At 71.0% G+C, this 25499-nt stretch carries 25 protein-coding genes; 16 read left to right on the top strand and 9 right to left on the bottom strand.

The genetic code is table 11. The features are described 5' to 3' along the window. Positions 1 to 5 precede the first annotated feature (5 nt). The 4 genes from B7W94_RS15825 to B7W94_RS15810 form a co-directional block, all read right to left on the bottom strand. Positions 6 to 626, bottom strand: a complete 621-nt coding sequence (locus B7W94_RS15825) for a copper resistance CopC family protein (RefSeq protein ID WP_253247455.1) — start codon at positions 624 to 626, stop codon at positions 6 to 8. 113 nt (positions 627 to 739) lie between these two features. Next, positions 740 to 1345, bottom strand: coding sequence for a hypothetical protein (locus tag B7W94_RS15820; protein ID WP_062634451.1), 606 nt, complete (start codon positions 1343 to 1345; stop codon positions 740 to 742). A gap of 61 nt (positions 1346 to 1406) precedes the next feature. Continuing rightward, positions 1407 to 2756, bottom strand: coding sequence for a cryptochrome/photolyase family protein (locus B7W94_RS15815; protein ID WP_085607949.1), 1350 nt, complete (start codon positions 2754 to 2756; stop codon positions 1407 to 1409). After that, positions 2753 to 3130, bottom strand: a complete 378-nt coding sequence (locus B7W94_RS15810; RefSeq protein ID WP_025103536.1) for a DoxX family protein — start codon at positions 3128 to 3130, stop codon at positions 2753 to 2755. The genes B7W94_RS15815 and B7W94_RS15810 overlap by 4 nt, the downstream gene beginning before the upstream one ends. Positions 3131 to 3180: 50 nt before the next feature. On the opposite strand from B7W94_RS15810, the gene B7W94_RS15805 reads away from it, so the two are divergent. The 3 genes from B7W94_RS15805 to B7W94_RS15795 all read left to right on the top strand — a co-directional run bounded on the left by B7W94_RS15805 (position 3181) and on the right by B7W94_RS15795 (position 6165). Next, on the top strand, positions 3181 to 3540 hold the full coding sequence (locus B7W94_RS15805; RefSeq protein ID WP_085607589.1) for a YnfA family protein: 360 nt from the start codon (positions 3181 to 3183) through the stop codon (positions 3538 to 3540). Positions 3541 to 3661: 121 nt separating this feature from the next. Beyond that, positions 3662 to 5614, top strand: a complete 1953-nt coding sequence (gene thrS, locus B7W94_RS15800) for a threonine--tRNA ligase (RefSeq protein ID WP_253247471.1) — start codon at positions 3662 to 3664, stop codon at positions 5612 to 5614. Then, on the top strand, positions 5611 to 6165 hold the full coding sequence (locus B7W94_RS15795; protein WP_025103533.1) for an HIT family protein: 555 nt from the start codon (positions 5611 to 5613) through the stop codon (positions 6163 to 6165). Before thrS ends, B7W94_RS15795 begins: the two co-directional genes overlap by 4 nt. Positions 6166 to 6356: 191 nt before the next feature. Here the strand turns inward: B7W94_RS15795 and pdxY are convergent, their stop codons facing one another. Then, positions 6357 to 7208 carry a pyridoxal kinase PdxY gene (gene pdxY, locus B7W94_RS15790; protein ID WP_085607586.1) on the bottom strand — a complete coding sequence of 284 codons (852 nt, stop codon included), beginning with the start codon at positions 7206 to 7208 and terminating at the stop codon, positions 6357 to 6359. Positions 7209 to 7254: 46 nt separating this feature from the next. Continuing rightward, a complete protein-coding gene (locus B7W94_RS15785; protein WP_085607584.1) occupies positions 7255 to 8562 on the bottom strand; it encodes an aminotransferase class I/II-fold pyridoxal phosphate-dependent enzyme in 1308 nt (435 codons plus the stop codon). Positions 8563 to 8651: 89 nt separating this feature from the next. Here B7W94_RS15785 and pdxS point away from each other — a divergent pair, with 89 nt between their 5' ends. The 10 genes from pdxS to B7W94_RS15735 all read left to right on the top strand — a co-directional run bounded on the left by pdxS (position 8652) and on the right by B7W94_RS15735 (position 18902). Further along, positions 8652 to 9545 carry a pyridoxal 5'-phosphate synthase lyase subunit PdxS gene (gene pdxS / locus B7W94_RS15780; protein ID WP_025103530.1) on the top strand — a complete coding sequence of 298 codons (894 nt, stop codon included), beginning with the start codon at positions 8652 to 8654 and terminating at the stop codon, positions 9543 to 9545. Continuing rightward, entirely contained in the window at positions 9535 to 10125 is a 591-nt protein-coding gene (pdxT, locus tag B7W94_RS15775; RefSeq protein WP_085607582.1) for a pyridoxal 5'-phosphate synthase glutaminase subunit PdxT, read from the top strand. Before pdxS ends, pdxT begins: the two co-directional genes overlap by 11 nt. Positions 10126 to 10295: 170 nt before the next feature. Further along, on the top strand, positions 10296 to 11057 hold the full coding sequence (locus B7W94_RS15770) for a YebC/PmpR family DNA-binding transcriptional regulator (RefSeq protein WP_025103528.1): 762 nt from the start codon (positions 10296 to 10298) through the stop codon (positions 11055 to 11057). Between the two features lie 45 nt (positions 11058 to 11102). After that, entirely contained in the window at positions 11103 to 11687 is a 585-nt protein-coding gene (gene ruvC, locus B7W94_RS15765; RefSeq protein WP_060922276.1) for a crossover junction endodeoxyribonuclease RuvC, read from the top strand. 9 nt (positions 11688 to 11696) lie between these two features. Continuing rightward, the gene (gene ruvA, locus B7W94_RS15760) at positions 11697 to 12317 is read left to right on the top strand and encodes a Holliday junction branch migration protein RuvA (protein WP_085607580.1); all 621 of its coding nucleotides are present in this window, start codon (positions 11697 to 11699) and stop codon (positions 12315 to 12317) included. Further along, on the top strand, positions 12310 to 13335 hold the full coding sequence (gene ruvB, locus B7W94_RS15755; RefSeq protein WP_025103525.1) for a Holliday junction branch migration DNA helicase RuvB: 1026 nt from the start codon (positions 12310 to 12312) through the stop codon (positions 13333 to 13335). Before ruvA ends, ruvB begins: the two co-directional genes overlap by 8 nt. Before the next feature lie 72 nt (positions 13336 to 13407). Next, positions 13408 to 13809 (top strand): preprotein translocase subunit YajC, encoded by a 402-nt coding sequence (locus B7W94_RS15750; RefSeq protein ID WP_308195758.1) that lies wholly within the window; start codon positions 13408 to 13410, stop codon positions 13807 to 13809. A gap of 55 nt (positions 13810 to 13864) precedes the next feature. Beyond that, positions 13865 to 15595: a protein translocase subunit SecD gene (gene secD / locus B7W94_RS15745; protein ID WP_062634464.1), complete on the top strand. Its 1731-nt coding sequence runs from the start codon at positions 13865 to 13867 to the stop codon at positions 15593 to 15595. Continuing rightward, entirely contained in the window at positions 15595 to 16584 is a 990-nt protein-coding gene (gene secF, locus B7W94_RS15740) for a protein translocase subunit SecF (protein ID WP_025103522.1), read from the top strand. The genes secD and secF overlap by 1 nt, the downstream gene beginning before the upstream one ends. A 65-nt stretch (positions 16585 to 16649) precedes the next feature. Then, complete coding sequence (locus B7W94_RS15735) at positions 16650 to 18902, top strand: RelA/SpoT family protein (protein ID WP_025103521.1); 2253 nt, start codon at positions 16650 to 16652, stop codon at positions 18900 to 18902. Here B7W94_RS15735 and B7W94_RS15730 read toward each other — a convergent pair. Both B7W94_RS15730 and B7W94_RS15725 read right to left on the bottom strand, forming a co-directional pair. Then, positions 18889 to 19437, bottom strand: coding sequence for a type IV toxin-antitoxin system AbiEi family antitoxin (locus tag B7W94_RS15730; RefSeq protein WP_085607578.1), 549 nt, complete (start codon positions 19435 to 19437; stop codon positions 18889 to 18891). The two genes, B7W94_RS15735 and B7W94_RS15730, sit on opposite strands and share 14 nt — an antisense overlap. 59 nt (positions 19438 to 19496) lie before the next feature. Beyond that, the gene (locus tag B7W94_RS15725; protein ID WP_253247454.1) at positions 19497 to 20849 is read right to left on the bottom strand and encodes a DUF349 domain-containing protein; all 1353 of its coding nucleotides are present in this window, start codon (positions 20847 to 20849) and stop codon (positions 19497 to 19499) included. Between the two features lie 278 nt (positions 20850 to 21127). Here B7W94_RS15725 and B7W94_RS15720 point away from each other — a divergent pair, with 278 nt between their 5' ends. Both B7W94_RS15720 and B7W94_RS15715 read left to right on the top strand, forming a co-directional pair. After that, positions 21128 to 22918, top strand: a complete 1791-nt coding sequence (locus B7W94_RS15720) for an FAD-dependent oxidoreductase (RefSeq protein WP_085607576.1) — start codon at positions 21128 to 21130, stop codon at positions 22916 to 22918. Further along, a complete protein-coding gene (locus B7W94_RS15715; RefSeq protein WP_085607574.1) occupies positions 22915 to 23667 on the top strand; it encodes a winged helix-turn-helix domain-containing protein in 753 nt (250 codons plus the stop codon). The genes B7W94_RS15720 and B7W94_RS15715 overlap by 4 nt, the downstream gene beginning before the upstream one ends. A 15-nt stretch (positions 23668 to 23682) precedes the next feature. Here B7W94_RS15715 and B7W94_RS15710 read toward each other — a convergent pair whose 3' ends face one another. Next, positions 23683 to 23985 carry a hypothetical protein gene (locus B7W94_RS15710; protein ID WP_085607572.1) on the bottom strand — a complete coding sequence of 101 codons (303 nt, stop codon included), beginning with the start codon at positions 23983 to 23985 and terminating at the stop codon, positions 23683 to 23685. Between the two features lie 100 nt (positions 23986 to 24085). On the opposite strand from B7W94_RS15710, the gene B7W94_RS15705 reads away from it, so the two are divergent. Beyond that, complete coding sequence (locus B7W94_RS15705; RefSeq protein WP_085607570.1) at positions 24086 to 25450, top strand: replication-associated recombination protein A; 1365 nt, start codon at positions 24086 to 24088, stop codon at positions 25448 to 25450. The last annotated feature ends 49 nt before the right edge of the window (positions 25451 to 25499 follow it).

Genomic DNA, 25499 nt, shown 5'->3' with positions numbered 1-25499 from the left:
GCCTTTCAGGAGTTCTCTGCCGTGTCTTCGCCGGATTCCGGCGCCACAGCGGCCGCGCGACGGCGGCGGAGGATGAGGAGGACGGCGAAGGCGGCGACGGCGAGTGCCGCTCCCGCCCCGCCGACGAGCAGGACCCGGACCGGGCCGCCCGTCTCGTCTGCGTTCTGACCCGATGCGGTCGACGACCCGCCCGTGGCGGACGCGGTCGGCTCCGGGTTCCCTGTCGACTCCAGCGGAACGGCGTCTCCGACGGCGAAGGGGATGACCCCCGCGATCGGGTGCCCGTCCTCGGAGACGACCTGCCAGCGCACCTGGTACCCGCCGTCGGGCATGTCGGGCAGGAGGGCGGCGGTGACGTTCCGTCCGCGCACCTCCACCTCGCCCGTGGCCCAGTCCTCGCCCTCCGCGTCGACGACGAGGACGACGGCCCCGGCGGTCGACTCGTCGAGGACGAGGAGCTCGCCCGAGAACGTCATCGTGACGCTGACGGGCGCGGTGTCGAGCCGTTCCCCGCCGGCGGGGCTGCTCTCGATGAGTTGGTCATGGGCGGTCGCCGGCGCCGCCGTCGCGAGGATCGCGACAGCCGCCAGCACCGCCCCGGCCGCGAATCTGCGGACAGGGGACATGGAAGAGCCTCTCTTCAGACGTCGCCGAGCGACGCGGGTACCTGCGTTCGGACGCGCGCGTCACCGGGGACGGCGCGAGGACGCACCGCACGGCGGGAGGCCGCGGGCGCGGATCAGAGCGCGGGGAGAGAGGGCGGGGCGCGCCCGAGAAGCGGAGTGAGGAGGCGAAGACCGCGGCCCGCCGGCACGAGGAAGAGCCCGGCGAGGCGGAACGGAGAAGCAGCGGCGCGCGGGGCGAGCGTCGCGTCCGCACGCCGACGCACCCAGCGGACCAGTCGGACGGCGAGGGCGCGCAGGGTGAGGAGCAGCCGCTCCCCGCGGTGGAGCGCCGTCACGGTGAGGAGGGCGGCGAGGGCGTGCCCGAGCCACATCGAGGCGTCGGCGGTCGCGACGACGGCCGTGCCCTCGGCCGCGGGGAGCACGAGCGGAGCGCCGTGCACGTGACGGAGAGCCACGCCGGACGCGCTGACCGTGCCGAGCACGAAGAGCACGTGGAAGAGGAACTGGCTCACGGCCACCGAGAGGGTGAGACGGGTGAGGGAGAGCGTCCGTCCGGCGAGGAGCACGCTCACCATGAAGGCGAACAGCCAGGGCACCAGGATGCCCAGAGGGCCCGGCATCTCTCCGCCGCCGCTCACGTGACCGGCGAGAGCCACGAAGATCGCGAGCGACGAGGTCGCGAAGCCCCGCACGACGGCGGGCTTGCGGGACGGGCTCACGGGCACCAGTCTGCCATGCGGCGGCGGTCGCCGCGGGCATGAGCCGGGCGTGAGCCGGGCGTCAGCTCCGCGGTGCTCCGGAGCGCTTCACGACGTCGTAGGCCGCGAGCGCTGCCTTGCGGGTCTCGCCGAGGTCGACGATCGGCTCGGTGGGGGCGTCTGCGGCCCAGCGCCCCACGTACTGCCCCTCGCCGTCGAACTTCTTGGCCTGCAACTCCGGGTTGAACACGCGGAAGTACGGGGCGGCGTCGGCGCCGGAACCCGCGACCCACTGCCAGTTGAACGGGTTGCTCGCGTCGTCGGCGTCCACCAGCGTGTCCCAGAACCACTCCTCGCCGAGCCGCCAGTCGATGAGGAGGTTCTTGACGAGGAACGATGCGGCGACCATCCGCACCCGGTTGTGCATGTGCCCGGTGTGCCAGAGCTCGCGCATGCCCGCGTCGACGAGGGGGACTCCGGTCTCGCCGTGCTGCCACAGCTCCAGGCGTGCGGGGTCCAGGGGAGGCCAGGGGAACGCGTCGAACTCGCGCCGCAGGTTCTTCGTCGCGAGATCCGGGAAGTGGAACAGCGTGTGCCAGGCGAACTCGCGCCAGCCGATCTCCGAGAGGAATCCGCCGGCCCCGTCGACGTCGATCGCCTCGTGCCACACGGTGAAGGGGCTGAGCTCGCCCCAGCGCAGTCGCGGAGACAGCCGGGAGGTGGCACCGGCGGCCGGGGCGTCGCGAGCGCGATCGTACGTGCGGAGGTCCTCGCCGAGAAAGTGCCGCAGCCGGCGGCGTGCGGCGGGCTCGCCGGGCTCCCACGTCTCGCGGAGTCCGCCCGCCCAGTCCGGGGCGGTCGGCAGCAGGCCCCAGTCGTCGAGCGGATCGGAGCGGAGCCGCCGGCCGGCGCCGCGAAGCTCGCGGGGCTCGGGGAGCGGAGCGCGCGGGGCCGGAAGGGCCAGACAGGCCCGCCAGAACGGCGTGAAGACGGAATAGTGCGTGCCGCTCCCGGTGGTGACCGTCCACGGCTCGTGCAGGAGCGACCCCGCGAAAGACGCGACCTGGAGGCCGTCGTCGCGCAGCGTCGCCTTCAGCCCCGCGTCGATCTCGCGCCCGGCCGCCCCGTAGCGGCGGTTCCAGAAGACCGCTCCGGCGCCCGACTCGGCGACCAGCTCCCGCACGATCCGGTCGGCGGGCCCGTGCCGCAGCACCAGCGTCGCCCCCTTCTCCTGCAGCCGCTCGGCGAGCGAGGCCAGCGAATGGTGCAGCCACCAGCGCGCCGCGCCGCCCAGCGGACGGATGCCGGGGGACTCCTCGTCGAGGACGAAGAGCGCGATGATCGGTTCGTCGCGCTCGACGGCGGCACGCAGCGCGGGGTTGTCGGCCAGGCGGAGATCGTCGCGGAACCAGACGATCGAGGGCGACGTCATCGGGTCGCCCACAGCGCCCAGGCGACCAGCAGCGGCTGCAGGAACAGGCGGCCGAACCGCCGCCGGTCCGTGTCGAGCCCCGGCGTCGATCGCCCGGTGCGCCACTGATGCCAGTTGCCGGGGAAGACCGCGGCGAAGAAACCGGCCGTCGCCACTCCCATCCGACGGCGCTCGCGGGGCAGCGCCACCAGCCCCGCCGCGAGCGCGACCTCGGCCGCACCGGACGCCAGGACGATCGCGTCCTTGTCCATCCGGGTGAGGCGGGTCGCCCAGTCGGGCACGACGACCCGGAACCCGCGTGTCTGCGTGAAGTGCAGCACGCCCATCGCGCCGAGGGCGAGAGCGAGGAGCCAGCGGGCGATCGTCCGTGTCATGCGCCCACGCTACCGTCCCCGTCGGACGCCGTGCCTGCCACACTGAGGCGATGACCGTGCTGCGCATCACCGTCCTCTTCCTCCTCGCCGCCATCGCCGAGATCGGCGGCGCCTGGCTCATCTGGCAGGCGGTGAAGGAGGAGAGGGGCTGGTTGTTCGCGGTCCTCGGGGTCATGGCGCTCGGCGCCTACGGATTCATCGCGGCTCTCCAGCCGGATGCGAACTTCGGCCGCGTCCTGGCCGCGTACGGCGGGATCTTCATCGCCGGCTCCCTCGCCTGGGGCGTCATCGTCGACGGATTCCGCCCCACCTCGTGGGACGTGATCGGCTCCGTGGTGGCGCTGGCCGGGGCGGCGATCATCATCTTCGCGCCAGCGGCGACGGATTCGCTGTCGGAGACCGCTGCGTGACGGTCGGCGACCCGCGAGCGGACGAGTAGCCTAGATCCAGACCCAGATGGAGTGATCAGTGCCTGAAAACGCCCAGCCGACCGACGGCTTCGCCCTGTTCTCTGACCGAAACGTCGTCGCCATGCGCGTCGGCGGCGTCCTCAAGGACCTCGCCGCGACGGTCACCGAGACCGACGACGTCGAGCCCGTCACGATCGACAGCCCCGACGGCCTGAACATCCTGCGTCACTCGACCGCGCACGTGCTCGCCCAGGCGGTGCAGCGGATCAACCCGCAGGCGAACCTCGGCATCGGTCCGCCCATCACGGACGGCTTCTACTACGACTTCGGCGTCGACACCCCGTTCACGCCGGAGGACATCAAGGCGATCTCCAAGGAGATGCAGCGCATCGTCCGCGAGGGCCAGCGCTTCGTCCGTCGTGTCGTGACGGACGAGGAGGCTCGTGCGGAGCTCGCGGACGAGCCGTTCAAGCTCGAGCTCATCGGACTCAAGGGTCCTTCGACAGGCTCAGGGACCCAGGGTGCTGCCGAGATCGCCGAGGGGGCCTCCGTCGAGGTAGGCGAGGGCGAGCTCACGATCTACGACAACACCACCCGTGACGGCGAGGTCGTCTGGAAGGACCTCTGCCGCGGTCCGCACCTGCCCAACACGCGCATGATCGGCAACGGTTGGGACCTCACCCGCATCGCCGCCGCGTACTGGCGGGGGAGCGAGAAGAACCCGCAGCTCCAGCGCATCTACGGCACCGCATGGCCGACGAAGGACGAGCTGCGCGCCTACCAGGAGCGCATCGCCGAGGCCGAGCGTCGCGACCACCGCAAGCTCGGCGCCGAGATGGACCTCTTCTCCTTCCCGGACGAGATCGGCTCGGGGCTGGCGGTCTTCCATCCCAAGGGCGGCATCATCCGCTACGAGATCGAGGAGAACCTGCGCAAGCACCTGCTGCGCAACGGCTACGACCTCGTCAACAGCCCGCACATCACGAAGAAGGATCTCTTCATGACGTCGGGGCACCTGCAGACCTACGCGGACGGCATGTTCCCCCCGATGCACCTCGACGAGGTCGTCGACGACGAGGGCAACGTCACCCGCCAGGGCCAGGACTACTACCTCAAGCCGATGAACTGCCCGTTCCACAACCTCATCTTCCGTTCGCGCGGGCGCTCCTACCGGGAGCTGCCGCTGCGTCTGGCCGAGTTCGGCACGGTCTACCGCTACGAGAAGAGCGGAACGCTGTCAGGGCTGACCCGCGTGCGCGGTCTGACCCAGGACGACGCGCACATCTACGTCGCCCAGGACCAGGTCAAGGAGGAGCTCACCACCAACCTGAACCTCGTCCTCGACCTGCTCCGCGACTACGGCCTCAACGACTTCTACCTCGAGCTCTCGACGAACGAGGAGGGCAACCCGAAGTTCCTCGGCGAGCCCGAGCAGTGGTCGACGGCGATCGACACGCTGCGCGAGGTCGCGATCGAGTCCGGTCTCGAGCTCGTGGCCGACCCGGGCGGCGCCGCCTTCTACGGCCCGAAGATCTCGGTGCAGGCCCGCGACGCCATCGGCCGCACGTGGCAGATGTCGACGATCCAGCTCGACTTCAACCAGCCCGACCGCTTCGAGCTGGAGTACACCGGTCCCGACGGGCAGAAGCACCGGCCTGTGATGATCCACCGGGCGCTCCTCGGCTCCGTCGAGCGCTTCTTCGCGATCCTCCTCGAGCACTACGCCGGCGACTTCCCGCTCTGGCTCGCGCCGAGCCAGGTGGTGGGTGTGCCGGTGGCCGAGCAGTACGGCGACTACCTGGACGACGTCATCGCGCAGCTGCGCGCGGCGGGCGTGCGGGCCGACGTCGACCACTCCGACGACCGCATGCAGAAGAAGATCCGCACCCACACCACGGCGAAGGTCCCGGTCATCCTCATCGTGGGGGAGCAGGACCGCGCCGCCGGCACGGTGTCGTTCCGCTTCCGCGACGGTACGCAGGAGAACGGCGTGCCGGTGGCCGACGCGGTGCGCCGGATCAGCGCCGCCATCGCCTCGCACGCGCTGGTGTTGAAGGCGGGAGACCTCGCATGACGGGCGGTGAGGCGGACCTCGAGGACGCCTCCCGTCTCGTCGGGGTGCCCGACGAGTTCCAGCGGCTGTGGACCCCGCATCGGATGGCGTACATCCAGGCCGGGCCGGAACCGCTGCGCGAGGAATGCCCGTTCTGCGAGGCGCCGAAGTACCCGGATGCGGAGCGGCTCATCGTGGCGCGCGGGGAGACCGCCTACGTGCTGCTGAACCTGTTCCCGTACAACTCGGGGCACCTGCTCGTGTGCCCGTACCGGCACATCGCCACCTACGACCAGGCGACGCCCGAGGAGGTCGCGGAGATCGGTGCGCTCACGCAGACCGCGATGCGCGTGCTCCGCGAGGTCTCCGGCTGCGACGGCTTCAACCTCGGGATGAACCAGGGAGCGGTGGCCGGAGCGGGCGTGGACGCGCATCTGCATCAGCACGTGGTGCCGCGGTGGCGCTCGGACGCGAACTTCTTCCCGATCATCGCCAAGACGAAGGCGCTCCCGCAGCTCCTCGGCGAGGTGCGGGAGGCCGTCGCGGAGGCCTGGCCCGCCGCCGATCGCTGAGCCGCCTCTGGGGCGCTGAGCCGCCTCTGGGTCGGTGAGCCTGTCGAAGCGTCGTGACCCGGCCCTTCGACAGGCTCAGGGACCCACCTTCGACAGGCTCAGGGAGCCAGCGCGGGCCCGCTCAGGGAGCCAGCGCGGGCCCGCTCAGGGACCCAGCGCGGGCCCGCTCAGGGACCCAAGTCGAGGAGGAGTCAGCGCACCTGGCGGGCGGTGAACTGCATCCGCGGGTTCGCGTAGAACTCCTGCGCCTCGACGAGCTGCAGTTCGCGCTCGCCCGAGTCGAGCGTGGTCTGCAGCAGGTCGTAGACGCTCGAGGCGGTGCGCTCCAGAGCGGTCTGCGCGCTGCCGGTCGCGACGTAGTGCGCGGTGAACAGCGCGGCCGTCACGTCTCCGGAGCCGTTGGCCTTCATCGGCAGGTGCGGCGTCTGCACGAGCCAGGCGCCCGCGTCGTCGACGGCGAGCATCTCGATGGTGCCCTCTTCGCGGTCGGGCCGCTCGACGCTCGTGACGAGCACCGTACGCGGCCCCATCGCCCGCGCGAGGTCGACCGAGGCGAGGGTCGACTCGAGCGTGTCCGGCTCGGTCTCGGTGAGGAAGCCGAGCTCGAACTGGTTCGGCGTGATAATGTCGGCCACGGGAACCACGCGTTCGCGGAGCAGGATCGGGATGGCCGGAGCCACGAAGCAGCCGGACTTGGCGTTGCCCATGACCGGGTCGCACGCGTACAGCGCATCCGGGTTGGCCGCCTTCACCCGGGAGACCGCGTCGATGATGACGTCGCCGATGCCCTCGCTGCCCTGGTAGCCGCTGAGCACCGCGTCGATCGACCCGAACACGCCGCGTTCCTCGATGCCGGTGATGACCTCGCCGACGTCGGTCGGGTCGATCAGCGGGCCGCGCCAGGCGCCGTAGCCGGTGTGGTTCGAGAACGTCACGGTGTAGACCGGCAGCACCTCGACACCGATGCGCTGCAGCGGGAAGACGGCGGCGGAGTTGCCGACGTGACCGTACGCGACGGCGGACTGGATGGACAGGATCTTCATACCCGGTCCCTTTCATTCTGGGCGGGGCGGTGCCCGCGTCGGGTGGTCATCGTCCGGCGGCGACGAGGTCGGCGATGAGGGTCTCCGTGTCGTCCTTGGAGAGGTCGTGCACGGTGAGTCGGAGGTGATGCGAGGGCTCGGCGCGCTCGTCGAGCGCGAAGTCGTCACCGGTGCGCGCGAGCCAGCCGCGCCGCATGAGGTGGTCGGCGACGGTGCGCGCGGGCTTCTCGAATCCGACCCACAGGCTCAGGCCGTCCGGGTCGGGCGCGTCGATCCCCTCCGCGCGCAGGCGTCCCGCGAACGCGGCGTTCCGCGCGGCGTAGTGCCGGCCCGCCTCCGCGATCTCCTCGCGGACGTCGGGATCGGTGAGCTGGGCGAGCGTGAGGCGCTGCAGCAGGTGACTGACCCACGTGGTGCCGGGGCTGAGCCGCATCGCGAGGCGCTCCGCCGTCTCCGGGTCGGTCGCCGCGAGCGCGAGGCACATGTCAGGGCCGAGGAACTTCGACACCGAGCGGACCAGGGCGAATCGCCGGTGCTCGGGTCCGATCAGCGATTCGTAGGGACGCTGGGAGAGCAGAGAGAAGTGGTCGTCCTCGATGACGAGCACATAGGGGTGGTCGGCGAGCACGCCCCGCAGCGCCTCGGCGCGGGCGGGGGAGAGGCTCACCCCCGTCGGATTCTGCGCGCGCGGGGTGCAGATGACGGCGCGGACGCCCGCGTCCAGAGCGGCGCGGAGACCGTCGACCGTCATCCCCTCCTCGTCCACCGGCACCGTGATGGCCCGGTAGCCGCCCAGCCGCACGGTGTGGATGCTCGCGAGGAAGCAGGGGTCCTCGAGCGCCACGGCGTCGTCACGCATGAGCGCCTGCGCGAGCAGACGTTCCACGGCATCCACCGCACCGCTGGTCACGGTGACCCGGAAGTCGTGACCGGGGAGGTCGGCGCCCATCCACTCCCGCGCCCACGCTTCGAGACCGCGGTCGATCACCGGCTCCCCGTAGAGCACGGGACGACGACCGATCGTGCCGAGCGCCTGCGACGGGTCGGGGATGCGCGCCGGGTCGGGGTTGCCGGTGCCGATGTCGCGGAGCACGGTGTCCGGCGCGTAGCCCTCCTGCGGCACGACGTCGACGCCGGCGACGACCGTGCCCGCGCGCCCGCGCGAGTGCACGAGTCCCGCTTGGGCGAGCTGACGATACGCGGCGACGGCGGTGTTGCGGTTGACGCCGAGCGTCGCCGCGAGCTCGCGCACGGGAGGGAGGACCTCGCCGGGACGGAGCGTGCCGCGATCCCGGAGGGCGCGCACGCTGTCCGCGATCTCCGCCGCGGTGGTTCCCCTGATCTGCTCGCTCATGATCCTCCTCCGAGATTCTAGGTGGATTGGACAGTGCTACCTTTGATCTAGATCAAAACCGATTTCGGATCATCCGACAGGAGACCCCCATGACCGAGCAGCCCACCACCGGATCCGCACGCGTGAAGCGCGGTCTCGCCGAGATGCTCAAGGGCGGCGTCATCATGGACGTCGTCACCGCCGAGCAGGCGAAGATCGCCGAGGACGCCGGTGCCGTCGCCGTGATGGCGCTGGAGCGTGTCCCCGCGGACATCCGTGCGCAGGGCGGGGTCTCGCGGATGAGCGACCCGGACATGATCGACAGCATCATCGACGCGGTGTCCATCCCCGTCATGGCGAAGGCGCGGATCGGGCACTTCGTCGAGGCGCAGGTGCTGCAGGAGCTCGGCGTCGACTACATCGACGAGTCCGAGGTGCTCTCGCCCGCCGACTACGTGAACCACATCGACAAGTTCGGCTTCACCGTGCCGTTCGTCTGCGGAGCCACGAACCTGGGGGAGGCGCTGCGTCGTATCAACGAGGGCGCCGCGATGATCCGCTCCAAGGGTGAGGCCGGCACGGGTGACGTCTCCGAGGCGATGAAGCACATCCGGAAGATCCGGGGAGAGATCGCCGCGCTGACCGCGCTGCCGAAGGATGAGCTGTTCGTCGCCGCGAAGGAGCTACAGGCACCGTACGAGCTCGTCGCGGAGATCGCCGAGACCGGGAAGCTCCCCGTGGTGCTCTTCGTCGCCGGTGGCGTCGCGACCCCGGCCGACGCGGCGATGATGATGCAGCTCGGAGCCGACGGCGTCTTCGTCGGCTCCGGCATCTTCAAGTCCGGCAACCCCGCGGAGCGGGCGAAGGCCATCGTCAAGGCCACCACGTTCTTCGACGACCCGAAGGTGATCGCCGAGGTCTCCCGCGGCCTGGGCGAGGCGATGGTCGGCATCAACGTCAGCGACCTGCCTGCGCCGCACCGCCTCGCCGAGCGTGGCTGGTAAGCCGCGCGTCGGCGTCCTCGCGCTTCAGGGGGACGTGCGAGAGCATGCCACGCTCCTCGAGGCGCTCGGCGCCGACGTGGCGCTGGTCCGTCGGCCCGAGGAGCTCGCCCTGGTCGACGGACTCGTGATCCCGGGCGGCGAATCGACCGTGATCGACAAGCTCGCCCGGCTGTTCGGGTTGCAGCAGCCGATCCGCGACGCGATCGCGGACGGGATGCCGGTGCTCGGCACCTGCGCGGGGCTGATCCTGCTGGCCGATGAGGTCGTCGACGCGATCGACGGACAGCAGAGTTTCGGCGGACTCGATGCGGTCGTGCGGCGCAACGCGTTCGGGCGTCAGGCCGAATCGTTCGAGGCCGAGCTGACCGTGCCCGCGTTCGACGAGCCGGTGACGGCCGCCTTCATCCGCGGACCTGTCGTGGAGGCGGTCGGGCCGCAGGCCTCGGTGCTCGCGACCCTGCCCGACGGTCGCGTGGTCGGAGTGGAGCAGGACGGATTGCTCGGACTCAGCTTCCACCCGGAGATCACGAACGAGACGCGGTTCCACCGCCGCTTCCTCGACCGGGTCTCCCGCCGCTGACGGTGTCGTGGGTTCAGGCCTGCGCGCGAGTTCAGGCGCGTCCGCGCGCAGGTGCCTGAACTCGCGCGAACGCCTGCGCGAGCGGGACAACAGCGGTGCCGCGGCACGGTTCGATAGACTGGACGACGCCCTGGGCGGCGTTCCGGGGCGCAGACGACGAGCGGAGACTTATGTCCGGGCATTCCAAGTGGGCCACGACCAAGCACAAGAAGGCCGTCATCGACGCGCGCCGTGCGAAGTCCTGGGCCAAGCTCATCAAGAACATCGAGGTCGCGGCCAAGCTGGGCGGCGCCGACCTGCAGGGCAACCCGACGCTCTTCGACGCGGTGCTCAAGGCGAAGAAGACCTCGGTCCCCAAGGACAACATCGACCGCGCCATCAAGCGCGGCGCCGGCATCGGCGGTGAGGCCGTCGAGTACACCTCGATCATGTACGAGGGCTACGGGCCCAACGGCGTCGCCCTCATGATCGAGTGTCTGACCGACAACAAGAACCGCGCCGCGGCCGAGGTGCGCACCGCGCTCAGCCGCAACGGCGGCACCCTCGCCGACCCGGGCAGCGTGGCGTACAACTTCAGCCGCAAGGGCGTCATAGTCGTCGGTTCCGAGGGAACGACCGAGGACGACGTCATGATGGCGGCGCTGGAGGCCGGGGCCGAGGAGATCGAGCCGCACGCCGAGGGCTTCGAGGTCATCACCGAGGCGAGCGACCTCGTGGCCGTCCGCTCCGCGCTGCAGGACGCGGGGATCGAGTACGAGTCGGCCGACGTCGAGTTCGTGCCGAACCTCAAGGTCGAGATCGACGCCGAGACCGCCCGCAAGGTGTTCCGCCTCATCGATGCGCTCGAGGACAGCGAGGACGTGCAGAACGTCTTCAGCAACTTCGATCTGTCGCCCGAGGTCCAGGCAGAGCTCGAGAACGACGACGCGTAGGCGCGGCGCGAGCCGGCGACGCGGCGCGCGGCCTAGCCTGGTCAGGTGACCACTTCGTTGCGCGTGCTCGGAATCGACCCCGGACTCACCCGGTGCGGTGTCGGCATCGTCGACGTCGATCGCGCTCGTCGGGGCACGCTCGTCCACGTCGGGGTCATCCGCTCCGCCCCGGATGCGGAGATCGGCGACCGGCTCGCGATCGTCGCTGCGGGGATCCGCGCCGCGATCGCCGAGCACCGGCCCGATGCCGTCGCGGTCGAGCGGGTGTTCGCCCAGCAGAACACGCACACGGTGATGGGCACGGCGCAGGCGAGCGGGGTCGCCCTCCTGATCGCGGCCGAGGCCGGCCTGCCGGCGGCGACCCATACGCCCAGCGAGGTGAAGGCCGCGGTGACCGGGTACGGGTCCGCCGACAAGCGCCAGGTCCAGGCGATGATCGCCCGGATCCTGCGGCTGGACGCGCCTCCGCAGCCCGCGGACGCGGCGGACGCCCTGGCGATCGCCCTCTGTCACGCCTGGCGCCGCGGCGCTCCCTCGACGAGTCGGACGGGCGGCGGCCTCACTCCCGCGCAGCGTGCCTGGGCCGACGCGGAGCGTGTCGCTCGAACATATCTACGAGCCGGCTCCTAGACTGACGGAATGATCTCCTCTCTGCACGGCACCGTGCTGCACACGACGCCGGACCAGGTCATCATCGACGTCGGGGGCGTGGGCTTCGCGGTCGCCGTCCCCGCCGATGTCGCCCACACCGCGACGGTGGGGGAGAAGCTCCTCCTGCACACGAGCCTCATCGTGCGGGAGGACTCGCTCTCGCTGTTCGGCTTCGCCGACCGCGGCGAGCTGGAGATCTTCACCCTGCTGCTCAGCGTCACCGGCGTCGGCCCGAAGTCGGCGCTCGGGGTGCTGTCGCACCTCACCGCCGACCAGATCGCGGAGGCCGTGACCGCAGAGGACGATGCGCCGTTCCGCCGGGTCTCCGGCATCGGACCGAAGACCGCGAAGCTCATCGTCGTGCAGCTCGCCGGCAAGGTCCAGGCCGCGGCCGCCCCGTCGGCGCCCGCCGCCTCGGGAGGGGACGATGTCGTCGCCCAGGTGACGGTGGCTCTGGTCGGCCTCGGCTGGTCCGAGAAGGTCGCGGCGGAGGCGGCGACCCAGACGGCGACGGACGCCACGGATGCCGAGCGAGCCTCCGTGGCCCTGCTGCTGCGGCGCACGCTCGCGCTGCTCGGCCCGGCGCAGGGAGGCCAGGGCCGTGGCTGACGCCCTCGATCCGACCGAGCCGACCGACGAGTCCGAGCTCGCCATCGAGGGCGCTCTCCGGCCGTCGAGCCTCGGCGAGTTCGTGGGACAGCAGAAGGTGCGCGGACAGCTGCAGCTGCTCCTGGAGGCGGCCCGCATCCAGTCCCGTCCTGCGGACCACATCCTGCTCGCGGGGCCCCCGGGACTCGGCAAGACCACGCTGGCGATGATCGTCGCGCACGAGAGCGACCGCCCGCTGCGTATGTCCAGCGGTCCCGCCATTCAGCACGCCGGCGACCTCGCGGCGCTGCTGTCGAGCCTCGTGCCCGGCGAGGTGCTCTTCATCGACGAGATCCACCGCATGGCCCGGTCGGCGGAGGAGATGCTGTACCTTGCGATGGAGGACTACCGGATCGACATCATGGTCGGCAAGGGCGCGGGGGCGACCAGCATCCCGCTGGAGCTCTCCCCGTTCACGCTCGTCGGCGCCACCACGCGTTCCGGGCTGCTGCCCAATCCGCTCCGCGACCGCTTCGGCTTCACCGGTCACCTCGAGTTCTACGACGAGGGCGAGCTCGAGCAGGTCATCGGACGCTCCGCCTCCGTGCTCGGCGTCGACCTCCCGACGGACTCGCTCTCCGAGATCGCGCGACGGTCCCGCGGGACCCCGCGCATCGCCAACCGCCTGCTGCGTCGCGTCCGCGACTACGCGCTCGTCCATGGCGGGGGTGCGGCGACCCTGCGCGGCGTCCAGGCCGCGCTGGACCTCTACGACGTCGACGCGATCGGCCTGGACCGACTGGACCGCGCGGTGCTGGACGCCCTGGTGCGGCGCTTCCGCGGCGGACCGGTCGGCCTCAGCACCCTCGCGGTGGCGGTGGGAGAGGAGCCGGAGACGGTGGAGAGCGTGGTCGAGCCCTATCTCGTGCGGATCGGCTTCCTCGGTCGCACCCCCCGCGGGCGGGTCGCGACGCCGGAGGCGTATGCCCACCTCGGCGTGGCGCACCCGGACGGGATGCTGAAGTTGGATGACCTATAATCGCTGAAGACTTCCCCGATACCGCTGTGCGCCCAAAGGCTGGTGCGTGCACCTGAGAAAGGCGCCATCCCCATGCCCATGGAATTTGTCCTCTTCGGACTCCTCGCCGTCCTGCTGATCTTCATGATCTTCAACACGCGCAAGCGCACCCGGCAGATGAAGGCCGAGCAGGAGGAGAAGGCGACCAAGACGGTTCCCGGCGCCAAGGTCCTGCTGCAGGGCGGCATCTACGGCACCATCGTCGCGTACGACGCCGAAGACCTCGACTCCCCGGCCCTGGTGGAGATCGCGCCCGGCACCGTGATCGAGGTGCACAGCCAGGCGATCCTCCGCATCGTGGAGCCCAAGGACGCCATCGTCGACGCGCCCGTCGACGGCGTGGACGATCACAGCGTCGACGAGACCGCCGCCCCCGCGGTCGAGACGCCCGAGGAGACCCGCGCCCGCCTCGAGCGGGACGCCGACGACAAGTAAGACGAAGGCCGTCGCGGCCTCCCGGATCACCGTCCTTCCAGAAAGCTGAACACACGTGGCTTCATCCTCTCCTGTCCGTCACGCCTGGCGGGTCCTCCTCGGCCTGCTCCTCGTGACGGGCGTGCTCTTCGGCATCAACGCGCTGGGTGTGTACGTCTTCAAGCAGAGCTCGTGGACACCCGAGCTCGCGCTCGACCTGCAGGGCGGCACCCAGATCATCCTGAGTGCCGAGACGGAGGACGGAGCAGCGCCGACGCAGGAGCAGCTCGACCAGGCCGCTGCGATCATCCGCCAGCGCGTCGACGCCTCCGGTGTGGCCGAGGCCGACATCACCACCGAGGGCGGACGCAACATCGTCGTCCAGATCCCCGGTGAGGCGGACGAGCAGACGCGGCAGCGGATCCAGTCCAGCGCCCAGCTCGAGTTCCGTCCGGTGCTCTACACCACGGCCGCGAGCACGGAGTTCGTCGGAGAGGACGGCAACTCCACCCCGTACCCGAGCCCTGACCCCTCGCTGAACGCCGAGCCCACGGCCGAGCCCACCGACGCCAGCGACCTGTCGTGGGTCACGGACAAGCTCGCGGCGGAGTTCCAGGCGTACGACTGCGCCAACCCGTCCAACGACCCGTCCAAGGCGCCGAAGGACGAGCCGGTGATCGCCTGCTCGCCCGACGACACCGCGAAGTTCATCCTCGGCCCGGCGGAGCTCGACGGCCGCGCGATCACCGACGCGACGGCGGGACGCGACCCGCGCTCGGGCGCCTGGATCGTGCAGCTCACCATGAACGGCGACGGCGCGGACGCCTTCGGCCAGGTGAGCACCCGGCTCAACCAGAACCGCATCGACGGGCTGTCGCCGCGCGACCAGTTCGCCTTCGTGCTCGACGGCGAGGTCATCAGCGCGCCACGCATGAACGGCGTCATCCTCGACGGCCGCCCCAGCATCTCCGGCAGCTTCACGCAGGAGAGCGCGACGACGCTGGCCGATCAGCTCAAGTTCGGAGCCCTCCCGCTCAGCTTCGAGGTGCAGAGCTCGGACACGATCTCCGCGACCCTCGGCACTCAGCAGCTCCAGATCGGTCTCATCGCGGGCCTCATCGGCCTCGCGCTCGTGGCGGTGTACTCGCTGCTGTCGTACCGGGCGCTCGGGACGGTGATCATCGCGTCCATCGCGGTGATGGCGGTGCTGACCTACATCGTCATCTGCATCCTGGCGTGGCGGATCGGCTTCCGCCTGTCGCTCGCCGGCGTCGCGGGCCTGATCGTGTCCATCGGCTTCACCGCCGACTCCTTCATCGTCTACTTCGAGCGCATCCGCGATGAGCTGCGCGACGGCAAGTCGATCACGGGTGCCGTCGAGGACGGCTGGGGTCGGGCGAAGCGGACGATCTACATCTCCAAGTCGATCAACGTCCTGGCCGCGGTGGTGCTGTACATCCTCGCCGACTCGACGGTGAAGGGCTTCGCGTTCACGCTCGGCCTCACCACCGTGATCGACGTGCTGATCTTCGTGATCTTCACCCACCCGGTGATGCAGCTGCTCGCTCGTACGCGGTTCTTCGGCGGCGGGCACAAGCTCTCCGGTCTGGATCCGGAGGCCCTGGGCGCCGTGTACCGGAGCCGCTCGCAATACCGCGAGGTCGCCACGGCGTCCGCGGGGCGCGGGGCGAAGAACGCGCGTTCGCGCGGAGAGGCGGATCGCCGGCAGACCATCGCCGAGCGCAAGCGGGCGGAGGCCCTCGCCGCCGAGAGACAGACCACGGCCGGAAGGGAGGGAGACAACTGATGCCTTCCATGAATGAGTTCGGCAACAACCTCTACACGGGCAAGACCTCCTTCCCGTTCGTGGGGCGCCGCCGCCTCTGGTTCATCATCGCGATCGCCCTGGTCGTCGGCTCCGCGCTCGTTCCGCTGTTCCGTCCGATCCAGTTCTCGATCGAGTTCACCGGCGGCTCGCAGTTCACGGTGACCGCACCGGACACCACGGATCAGGACACCGCGACAGAAGCGGTGCAGTCGGTCGTCCCCGGCGCGGCGACCAAGGTGGTCATCGTCAACGACCAGGACGTCCGGGTGCAGACCGACCAGATGACCGAGGGCGAGACGCAGCAGGTGGCGCGCGCCCTCGCCGACGCCTACGGTGTCGAGCCGGACGCCGTCGCCTCCTCGTTCATCGGCCCGGCCTGGGGCGAGAGCGTGACCCGGCAGTCGCTGTGGGGCCTGGCGATCTTCCTCGCACTGACCTTCCTGATCCTCGCGATCTACTTCCGCACGTGGAAGATGTCGGCGGCCGCGATCATCGGTCTCCTCGACGTGCTCGTGATCACCGTCGGCGTGTACGCCCTCGCCGGATTCGAGATCTCGCCGGCGGCCGTCATCGGCTTCCTGACGATCCTCGCGTACTCCCTGTACGACACCACCGTGGTGTTCGACAAGATCAGGGAGAACACGACGGAGGATGGGGAGAAGACGTCGCGGCTGTTCGGGGAATCGGTCAACCTCGCGGTGAACCAGACCCTCATCCGCTCGATCAACACGTCCGTGGTGGCCGCGCTGCCGGTCGGTGCGATCCTCTTCATCGGCGCCTTCTGGCTCGGTGCGGAGACGCTGACCGACATCTCGCTGTCGATCTTCGTGGGCATCCTCGTGGCGACGTACTCGACGCTCTTCGTGGCCGCGCCGCTGTACTCGCTCTTCCGCGAGAACGAGCCGCAGATCAAGGAGCGCGACGCCCGTATCCGCGCGGCACGGAGCAAAGCGGCTGTCGACGCCTGACGCCCCCGCCGCGGGGCCGACCCCCGCTCAGCGCGCGTAGGATTGTCTGATTCGGAGGTGAGTGGATGGCGGAGCCGCAGACGGCATCGCAGGGTTCGAGTCTGCGACGGCTGGTGCCCCGCATCTTCTCGCGTGCGTCCCGGATCAACGATCTCGACAACCTGATCCGCACCGTCAGGGCGAACCACCCCAAGGGCGACTTCGCCGTCATCTCCCGCGCCTATGCCGTGGCGAAGGAGAAGCACGAGGGACAGAAGCGGCAGAGCGGCGAGCCGTACATCACGCATCCGCTCGCCGTCGCCCAGATCCTCGCGGAGCTGGGGCTCGGCCCGCGGGCGATCGCGGCCGCCCTGCTGCACGACACCGTCGAGGACACGGGTTACGCGCTCACCGATCTCACCGCCGAGTTCGGCGACGAGGTCGCGATGCTCGTGGACGGCGTGACCAAGCTCGACAAGGTCAAGTACGGCGAGAGCGCACAGGCCGAGACCGTGCGCAAGATGATCGTCGCGATGTCGAAGGACATCCGCGTGCTGCTCATCAAGCTCGCCGACCGGCTGCACAACGCCCGCACCTGGGGCTTCGTCCCGCCGGAGAAGGCCGCGAAGAAGGCCAAGGAGACGCTCGAGATCTACGCGCCGCTGGCCAATCGCCTCGGTATCCAGGCGATCAAGTCGGAGCTCGAAGACCTCTCCTTCGCCGTCCTCCACCCGAAGATCTACAACGAGATCCACAGCCTCATCGCCCAGCGCACCCCGCAGCGGGAGAAGTACCTGAGCCAGGTCATCGAGGAGATCGACGAGGACCTCCGCGACCTGCGCATCCGCGGCAAGGTCGTCGGCCGGCCCAAGCAGCTGTACTCGGTGTACCAGAAGATGGTCATCCGCGGCCGCGAGTTCGACGACATCTACGACCTGATCGGCATCCGGGTCCTCGTGTCCTCCGTGCGCGACTGCTACGCCGTGCTCGGGGCCATCCACGCCCGCTGGACGCCGCTGCCCGGCCGGTTCAAGGACTACATCGCCACCCCGAAGTTCAACCTCTACCAGTCGCTGCACACGACCGTGATCGGCCCGGCCGGACGGACGGTCGAGATCCAGATCCGCACGCACGAGATGCATCACCAGGCGGAGTACGGCGTCGCCGCGCACTGGATGTACAAGGAGCGGATGAACGGCGGCGGCAAGGCCGAGGTCCGCGCCTCCGACACCGACATGGCGTGGCTGGCGCACATCTCCGATTGGCAGGCCGAGACCGCGGACCCCGGGGAGTTCCTCGACTCCCTGCGGTTCGAGATCGGCGCCAAGGAGGTCTACGTCTTCACGCCGAAGGGGCGCGTGATCGGTCTCCCGGCCGGCGCCACCCCGGTCGACTTCGCCTATGCCGTCCACACCGAGATCGGGCACCGCACCATGGGCGCCAAGGTCAACGGACGCCTGGTGCCGCTGGAGTCGGAGCTGAAGAGCGGCGACGTCGTCGAGGTCTTCACCTCGAAGAACCCGGACGCGGGGCCCAGCCAGGACTGGCTCGGCTTCGTCAAGAGCACGCGAGCCAGGAACAAGATCCGCGGCTGGTTCACGAAGGAGCGCCGCGAGGAGGCCATCGAGCAGGGCAAGGAGGCCATCGCGCGCGCGATGCGCCGGCAGAACCTGCCGCTGCAGCGTCTGATGAGCCAGGACTCGTTCACCGAGGTCGCCCACCAGATGCACTACGAGGACGTCTCGGGTCTCTACGCCGCCGTCGGCGAGGGGCACGTCTCGACGCAGTCGGTGCTCGAGAAGGTCACCGCGCTCGTCGCCACCGACGAGCCCACCACCGGGGCCATCGACCTGCCGGGAAGCGTCCAGACCCGCGAGACCCGCGGTGGCGACTCGGGCGTGCTCGTGCGCGGCGCGAACGACATCCTGGTGAAGCTGGCGAAGTGCTGCACGCCCGTCCCCGGCGACCCCATCGTCGGGTTCGTCACGCGGGGGAGCGGCGTCTCCGTGCACCGGGCGGACTGCGTCAACGTGAAGGCCCTCAGCGGCGAGCAGGACCGCTTCGTCGAGGTCTCCTGGGCGCCGACGAAGAAGAGCGTCTTCCGGGTGCAGATCCAGGTCGAGGCCCTCGATCGTTCCGGCCTCCTCTCCGACGTCACGCGGGTGCTCAGCGAGCATCACGTGAACATCCTCTCGGCGACCGTGTCGACGACCGACGAGCGCCTGGCGCTGAGCCGCTTCGTGTTCGAGATGGGCGACGCCGTGCACCTGGACCGCGTCCTGAACGCGGTACGCCGGATCGACGCGGTCTACGACGTGTACCGCGTCACCTCCTCCTGACCAGCCGCTCGAGTGCGGCGAGGCCGCTGACGCTGCCCGGAACGCGCGACCGGGTCCGCAGGCTGCCGATGGCGTCGTCGAGCGCTTCCGGGTGGGCCTGAGCGAGCGCCTGCATCCACGGGAGGAACCGCGGGTCCCGGTGCAGACTCGTGGCCAGGTCGCACATCGTCCGGACGGGCGTGGACACGGCGATCCCCCCGAGCAGCTGCACGTCCGTCCGAGGAAGCCTGGTGTCGTGGAAGACGACTCTGGCGTGCACGCGCGGACGCACCCGCCGCTCGACGCAGCGCCGCGCGTGATGGACGGCCGGCGGCTCGTCGCGGGCGCCGTGGATCCAGGCGGCACTGGGCCCGCAGGCGGCGGCGCCCTCCTGGATGAGCGTGGCGATGCTGCTCGCCCGCACGTCGGCGGACTCCGGCAGGTCCGCGGGGATGTAGGCGTCGCCGATCTCGACGACATGACCGTCCAGGCGGGCGGCGCAGAGTTCCGGCCTGCTGAGGCGCGAACCGGGGAGATAGAGCAGAGCGGGGTGCATGACGCCAGTGTGGCGTCGCGCACCCCGCTCAGACGGAGATGGCCGGACCTGTGGAGAGCTCAGCCGCCGAGGGCGTTGAGCCAGGCGCGACGGGCCTCGAGGGCGTCCGCGGCCTCCTTGGCGGCCTTGCTGTCACCGGCCTTCTCGGCGGCGGCCAGTTCGGCCTCCAGCTTCTCAATGGCTTCGTGCAGCTGCGAGCTCATGTCGTTCGCTCGCGCCTTGGTCTCCGGGTTGTTCTTCTTCCAGTCGACGTCCTCGCGGGCCTTGAGCGCCTGCTCGATGACGCGGAGCTTGTCGTCGAGCGCACGCTCCTTGTCGCGCGGGAAGATGCGGCCGACCTCGTCCCACTCCCGCTGGATGCGCGTGAGCAGGGCGCGGGCGCGCTTGATGTTCGGCTCGTCGGCGACCGCCTTCGCCTGCTCGAGCAGCGCCTGCCGGGCCTCGATCTTGGGAGCGGAGTCGGCCTCCTCGGCGGCGGCCTGCTCGGCGCGGGCGGCGTAGAGCGCGTCGCCGGCGGCCTTGAACCGTGCCCAGAGGGCGTCGTCGGCCTTGCGTCCGGCGCGTCCGGCCGTCTTCCACTCGTCGAGGAGGGAGCGGTAGGCGGGGATGCCGTCGACGCCGCGCGGCGCCAGGGCCTCGGCCCGTTCGACCAGTCGGGACTTCGCGTCGCGCGCGGCCTTGTGCGCATCGTCGAGCTCGGAGTAGAACGCCCGGCGGTGCTTGTCGACGACGGCCCTGGCGTCGCGGAACCGCTTCCAGAGCTGCTGCGAGACGCCCTTGGACAGGCGCGGACCGTTCTGCTGCTGCGCCTGCCAGGCCTCGAACAGCTCGTTGAGCTCGGCGGTGACCTGCTTCCACTGCACCTTGCTCAGGTCGCGGGCGGCGATGGCCTCGGCACGCTCGACGAGGGCGGTGCGCTCGGCGACGGCCTGCTCGACGAGCTCCTTCGCCTGCTGTGCCTCCTGGGCCGTGGCCTCGGACAGCGACGCGGTCAGCGCGGTGAGACGATCACGGAGACCGGCGAGGTCGCCGACGGCCGCGGCGTCCGTGGCCTCGTCGATGAGGTGCGCGGCCTGCTTCGACAGGTCGCTCGCGGAGGCGCCGCCGGCCTGGTGGCGCTGCTCCAGGGCGGCGACCTTGAAGGCGATGTCGTCGTACTTGCGGACGAAGTAGGCCAGGGCCTCGTCGGGGGTGCCGTCCGGGTACTGACCGACGACGCGCCAGGACTCACCCTCGCGCACCTCGACGGTGCCGTCTTCGGAGACACGGCCCCATTCGCCGGCGGACGAGACCGGAGTCGGCTTCGCGGCGGCCGGGGCGACGGCGGCCGGAGTCGGCGTCTTCCGCGGCATCGGCACGGCGGGCGGGGTGGGAACGGGCGGGGTCGGCTTCGCGGGCTCGTTGGCAGACACGGTGATTCTCCTTGCGCGGTCACGCCGCGGGAGGCGGAAAGGACGAGGCTCAGCCTAGTACGCCCTCTCTGATCCGCGAGACCCCGTCTTCCCGCCGAGACCCCGCGATTCGTGCGCGAACGAGGCGGGGTCTCGGCGACGAGGCGGGGTCTCGCGGGGAGGGACGTTACCGTTTCGTGAGCAGAACGTTCGATGCAGGACACACTGCGCGTCATCTGCGGGTAACACGGCGCTCCTATCGTCGCGACCACGACAGTCCCCAGGTCGACAGGAGTTCCATGGACGACAACGCAGCGCGCACAGCGGAGATCGTCGTCGTGGGGGCGGGGGCGGCGGCGCACCGGTTCGTCGCACGGATGCTGGAGGACCCGGACCGTGCCGTGCGGATCACCGTGTTCGGAGACGAGGGGCGCCTGCCCTACGACCGCTCCGTCGTGGCGCGCATCGTCGGCGGCACTCCGGCGTCGGCGGGGGAGCTCGATCGCGCGCCGTTCCGCGACGACCGCGTCCGCCTCATCGACGACGACCGGGTCCTGCGGATCGACAGGGGAGGGCACCGCGTGCGGACGCGGTCGCACCGGTGGTATGACTACGACGCGCTCGTCCTCGCGACCGGCACCCATGCCCAGCGGCTCGACGTGCCGGGGATCCGTGCCCGGGGGTCGTTCGTCCTGCGCGCGATGGAGGACGCGCACATGCTGCGTGCGTTCCTCGCGGTCCGTGCCACGGAGATGCCGCGGGCGCTGCGCGCGGTCGTCGTCGGCGGCGACGAGGGCGGAGTGGACGCCGCATGCGCGCTGCACGACGCCGGGGTGCAGACGACGATCGTGGACACCGCGGATCGCCTGCTGCCCGCACAGCTCACGGTTCCCGGGGCGAGCGCACTCCGCGGGATCGTCGAGGCGCGCGGTATCGCGGTCCGGACGCGGACGCGGGTGACCCGCGTCGACCCCGACGCGACGGGTGCGGTGACGGCCGTGGAGTTCCAGGACGGCACGTTCGCACGCACCGACCTCATCCTGACGACGGGTGCGCGGGCACGGGATGAGCTGGCACGGAACGCCGGGCTCCCCACGCGGCCGGGCGGCGGTGTCCTCGTGGACGCGGACGGGCGGACGTCCGACCCGCGCGTCCTCGCGATCGGCGACGTCGCCGCGGACCCGGCATCCGGCGGCACGGAAGTGGCCCTGGCGTCCGCGGATCGAGCGGCGGCCGCCCTGCTCGGCGCTCGGATCGCGAGCCCCGCGGGACACGGATGGCGCGGGAGTCCCGGCGGTATCGAGGTCGTGACCCTGCGTCTCCCGGACGGTGACGGGCCGACGGTCGACATCCCTCTTCCGAGCGGGGGAGACCGCGTGTTCGGGGAGGTCGTGCTCTCCGAGGATGCCCGCGTGGTGCATCGCGTGACGGTCATCGGCGCGTCGGCGGATGACTCGCTCGCCGGTCTCGCGCCCGGGGCGCTCGACGGTCAGAGGGCGGCGCGGGCGCTCCTGGCCGCCGCCGTGGCCGCGGACGGTGAGGAGGCCTGCGCACATGGGCTGCGGTCCTCGCCGCTGGAGGTGCTGACAGCGGAGCTCGCGGACCGCGGGATCCGAACCGTCGCGGAGGCTCTGGACGGTGCGGTCGAGAGCCGCGGCTGCGGCCCCTGCCTCCGCCGTCTCGCGCTCGCGCTGCAGGGGCGCGCCGAGGTGAACGTCGGCGTACGGCCCGGCGACCGCGGAAGCCTTCGCTCCGAGGTGCGTCTCCGCGGGACGACGGCCGCTCCCGTCCTGGAGGTGCGCGTCGGCGACGAGTCCGACGGGACGCTGCTCCTCGTCGTGGGCCATCTCGCGGCACGACGCGAGGCGACGGTACGGATCGATCGAGGGCTCCTCGCCGTCAGCGGGCTCCCGGCGGAGGACATACCGGACGCACTCGCGGACCTGCGGAGCGCCGGCGCCGTCGTTCCGGAGACCCTGATCGGCGGGGCGGACCTCGCGCGGCCCGGAGGCCCGATCGGCGTCGTCCGGCACCCGCCACGGACACGGCGACGCGTCGGTACTGCGAGGTCGGCGGAGGGCTCCGCATGAGTGCGCCCCCGCGTCCTGCTCCGGCGCTCGTCGGCTGCCGCGTCGTGGTGGTCGAGGTGCCGCGGCCGGTGCGCCCGGAGCCGGTCGACGTCGACACTCTTCTGCGGATCCTCGCTGCGACCGGCTCGGATGTCGTCCGGATCACCCCGCCCCGGGCGGACCACGCGATCCCGGCCGGCACCAAGCGGACGCTGTACCGGATCGCGTCCGGTCAGGTGGACGCGGTGCTGTTCCCCGTGGCGGAGGCCCTGCCCGGGTGGCTCGCCACCGTGGAACGACTGGGCATGCTCGACGCCATCCGCGAACGGTCGCGCACGTCCCGCCTGCTGCTCGCCACGACCGACGCCGCCGCGACCGCGCGATTGGCGGAGAGCGGCCTGCCCGCATCGACGTCGTGCGGGCCCACCGCGGACGACCTCGCCCGGAGCGCTCTCGCCCCGCTCACGTATGGGGTCCTCGAGCGACGGACGGCGGTGGGGCGCCTGGCGGTGCGCAGCGGAGGCGCGCTGATCGACGGAGGTTTCGTCCCGCTCTCCCGCGGCGCGGTCAGCATCCTCGAGGCCCTGTTCATCGCCGACGGGCGCGTGCTCACCAGGGCGGAGATCGGCCAGGTGCTGCCCGGCGGTCGACGCAGCGCCCGTGCGGTCGAGGTGGCGGTGGCGCGGCTGCGGGACGCCCTCGGCGACGGGGACCTCGTGCAGACCGTGGTCAAGCGCGGGTACCGGCTCGCCGTCCTCGACGAGGACTGACCACGCCGGAGGGCCTCACTCCGTCGGTGTCTCGGAAGCCGTCGGCACCGGGCTGGGCGCATCGCTCGGGGTCGGGGAGGGAGCGATCGACGAGGTCGGCGACGGCGTGGGCGTCGGTTCCGGAGCGGTCACCTGCGCATGCACGACCTGGCTGACGATCGCGCCCACGACGATGAGGGCGCCGACCGTGATCGCGATGGCGTTGTCGCGGGTGCGACGGCGGATCTGATCCTGGTGCCAGCGGGTGCGGGCGGTGTGCAGCCGAGCGCGCTCCGCCTCGGTGCGTGCCTGCGCCTTCTTGGAACCGCGTGCGGCCATGCCCTGTCTCTCCCGTCCGACGCCGGTCCACGACGTCGCCTGAGAGCCTACCGGGGGCCCGGCCTCGCCTCGTGTCCCCGGCCGCCGTTAGCCTGGAGGAATGTCCTCTCCCTCCGCCCTGCTCTCCGGGCAGACACCGCTCGCCGTGCGCATGCGCCCGGTGTCGCTGGACGAGGTCGCGGGGCAGCGCCACCTGCTGCGGGCCGGGTCGCCCATCGTGGCTCTCGCCGACCCGGAGGCCAGCTCGCCCGGCGCGGTGTCGATCATCCTCTGGGGTCCGCCGGGCACCGGGAAGACCACGCTCGCGCAGGCCATCGCCCGCTCGTCCGGCCGCCGGTTCGTCGAGCTCTCGGCCATCACCGCCGGCGTCAAGGATGTGCGGGAGGTCATGCAGGAGGCGATCACCCAGCGCGATCTCTACGGGCAGACGACGATCCTCTTCCTCGATGAGATCCACCGCTTCACCAAGGCCCAGCAGGACGCGCTGCTGCCCGGCGTGGAGAACGGGTGGGTCATCCTCATCGCCGCGACTACGGAGAACCCCTCGTTCTCGGTGATCTCGCCGCTGCTGTCCCGGTCGCTGCTGCTCACGCTGCAGCCGCTCACCGATGACGACATCGGGGTGCTCGTGGACCGCGCGGTGTCGGATGCCCGCGGACTCTCCGGTACGGTCGCGCTCAGCGATGAGGCGCGGTCGGCGCTCATCCGCCTCGCGTCGGGGGACGCCCGTCGTGCCCTCACCGGACTGGAGGCCGCCGCTGCCGTGGCGCTCTCGCACGCCGCCGCCTCCGAGGCCGATGACGACGGCGAAGACCGGGAGACGGCCGTCCCGGAGGTCACCGCCGACGACGTGGCACAGGCCGTCGACAAGGCCCTGCTCCGTTACGACCGCCAGGGCGACGAGCACTACGACGTCATCAGCGCCTTCATCAAGTCGATCCGTGGTTCCGACCCGGACGCCGCGCTGCACTACCTCGCCCGCATGATCGAGGCAGGGGAGGACCCGCGGTTCATCGCCCGTCGGCTCGTCATCTCCGCCTCCGAAGACGTGGGGCTCGCCGACCCCCAGGCCCTCGGCATCGCCGTGGCCGCGGCCGACGCGGTGGCCTTCATCGGGATGCCGGAGGGGCGCATCCCGCTCGCCGAGGCCACCGTGTATCTGGCGACGACCGCGAAGTCGAACGCGGCCTACGTCGGCATCGACGCCGCCATCGCCGACATCCGCGCGGGGGGATTCGGGCGCGTGCCCCTTCACCTCCGCGACGCGCACTACCCCGGGGCGAAGCGCCTCGGGCACGGCCGCGGCTACCGCTACGCGCACGACAGCGAGTTCGGGATCGTGCCGCAGCAGTACCTGCCGGACGAGCTCGACGGGCGGCACTACTACGAGCCGAAGAACCTCGGCGCGGAGCGCGACATCAGCGCACGGCTGGAGCGCATCCGGCGCATCCTCGGCGACCGGTGAGCCGACGACCTCGGGCGTCTGCCGCCGTCTGTTAGACTTGAGCGGCTCG

It is taken from the genome of Microbacterium sp. LEMMJ01 (assembly GCF_002114135.1).
Lineage (GTDB): Bacteria > Actinomycetota > Actinomycetes > Actinomycetales > Microbacteriaceae > Microbacterium.
This window is presented reverse-complemented; position numbering and strand designations above follow the sequence as displayed.

Bases quoted from the DNA above. Each gene is read 5' to 3' on its own strand.
- pdxY (WP_085607586.1), bottom strand. From the start codon at position 7,208: ATGAAGATCCTGTCCATCCAGTCCGCCGTCGCGTACGGTCACGTCGGC.
- B7W94_RS15805 (WP_085607589.1), top strand. From the start codon at position 3,181: ATGACCGTGCTGCGCATCACCGTCCTCTTCCTCCTCGCCGCCATCGCC.
- B7W94_RS15730 (WP_085607578.1), bottom strand. From the start codon at position 19,437: ATGCACCCCGCTCTGCTCTATCTCCCCGGTTCGCGCCTCAGCAGGCCG.
- B7W94_RS15815 (WP_085607949.1), bottom strand. From the start codon at position 2,756: ATGACGTCGCCCTCGATCGTCTGGTTCCGCGACGATCTCCGCCTGGCC.
- B7W94_RS15710 (WP_085607572.1), bottom strand. From the start codon at position 23,985: ATGGCCGCACGCGGTTCCAAGAAGGCGCAGGCACGCACCGAGGCGGAG.
- B7W94_RS15825 (WP_253247455.1), bottom strand. From the start codon at position 626: ATGTCCCCTGTCCGCAGATTCGCGGCCGGGGCGGTGCTGGCGGCTGTC.
- B7W94_RS15770 (WP_025103528.1), top strand. From the start codon at position 10,296: ATGTCCGGGCATTCCAAGTGGGCCACGACCAAGCACAAGAAGGCCGTC.
- thrS (WP_253247471.1), top strand. From the start codon at position 3,662: ATGCGCGTCGGCGGCGTCCTCAAGGACCTCGCCGCGACGGTCACCGAG.
- ruvA (WP_085607580.1), top strand. From the start codon at position 11,697: ATGATCTCCTCTCTGCACGGCACCGTGCTGCACACGACGCCGGACCAG.
- B7W94_RS15810 (WP_025103536.1), bottom strand. From the start codon at position 3,130: ATGACACGGACGATCGCCCGCTGGCTCCTCGCTCTCGCCCTCGGCGCG.
- pdxS (WP_025103530.1), top strand. From the start codon at position 8,652: ATGACCGAGCAGCCCACCACCGGATCCGCACGCGTGAAGCGCGGTCTC.
- B7W94_RS15785 (WP_085607584.1), bottom strand. From the start codon at position 8,562: ATGAGCGAGCAGATCAGGGGAACCACCGCGGCGGAGATCGCGGACAGC.
- B7W94_RS15715 (WP_085607574.1), top strand. From the start codon at position 22,915: ATGAGTGCGCCCCCGCGTCCTGCTCCGGCGCTCGTCGGCTGCCGCGTC.
- B7W94_RS15720 (WP_085607576.1), top strand. From the start codon at position 21,128: ATGGACGACAACGCAGCGCGCACAGCGGAGATCGTCGTCGTGGGGGCG.
- B7W94_RS15795 (WP_025103533.1), top strand. From the start codon at position 5,611: ATGACGGGCGGTGAGGCGGACCTCGAGGACGCCTCCCGTCTCGTCGGG.
- B7W94_RS15735 (WP_025103521.1), top strand. From the start codon at position 16,650: ATGGCGGAGCCGCAGACGGCATCGCAGGGTTCGAGTCTGCGACGGCTG.
- B7W94_RS15705 (WP_085607570.1), top strand. From the start codon at position 24,086: ATGTCCTCTCCCTCCGCCCTGCTCTCCGGGCAGACACCGCTCGCCGTG.
- secF (WP_025103522.1), top strand. From the start codon at position 15,595: ATGCCTTCCATGAATGAGTTCGGCAACAACCTCTACACGGGCAAGACC.
- B7W94_RS15750 (WP_308195758.1), top strand. From the start codon at position 13,408: ATGCCCATGGAATTTGTCCTCTTCGGACTCCTCGCCGTCCTGCTGATC.